At 67.8% G+C, this 621-nt stretch carries 2 pseudogenes; both read left to right on the top strand.

Going from position 1 to position 621, the window contains the following annotated elements:
• Nucleotides 1-205, top strand: a pseudogene (locus tag P2Q00_RS50650) (hypothetical protein); the annotation flags it as partial.
• Nucleotides 206-331: 126 nt separating this feature from the next.
• A pseudogene (locus P2Q00_RS50645) lies at nucleotides 332-621 on the top strand (hypothetical protein); the annotation flags it as partial.

Here is a 621-nt window from a genome sequence, read left to right as displayed (position 1 = left end):
GGGCAAGGTCTGGCACGGCGACCGGCTGGCCGCGACCTGCGTCATCGCCGACGGCACGCTGATCCAGGACGAGAGCGGCATCACCTCCACCCGCTGGTACCTGGTCAGCACGGCCGCCGGAATCCGCGGCTGGCTGCCCGGCGTACGCACCCGCAACTCCACCGAGATCCGCACCTGCACCGCGGCCGAAGCGCGGTCCCGCTGACCGGCCGTACGGCGGCAGTGGAAAGATCTTGGAACTCGATGTCATACGGGACCCCCTCGCCATGCGTATAGCAAGCGGCGGGCACGAAACGTGCCGGGTACGCCACACCGCATGACAGGAGGACCGATGAAGGCAGGTCAGAAAATCGCTGGGGCAGCCTCCGCGCTGGTGCTCTCGCTCGGGAGTGTCGTGGGCGTTGGGATGGCCGTGGCCCCGACGGCGCACGCCGCCGCCTCGGACTGCGAACACGGTGCGAACGGATTCGTCGACATTTCCGACAACGCCAGTGGCACGGTGGAGCGTTCGGTGTCCCACGACGGGGACACCATCTCCCTTCAGTCGGCCGGCGGTCGTGGATTCGCCAAGATCGAGGGCAACACGATCAACGGCACCGAGTCCGTGTGGATGGACTGGAC

The organism is Streptomyces coacervatus (assembly GCF_029223485.1).
Taxonomy (GTDB): Bacteria; Actinomycetota; Actinomycetes; order Streptomycetales; family Streptomycetaceae; genus Streptomyces; species Streptomyces coacervatus.
Note: the sequence above shows the minus strand (reverse complement) of the source record. Positions and strands in the feature narration are given on the sequence as shown.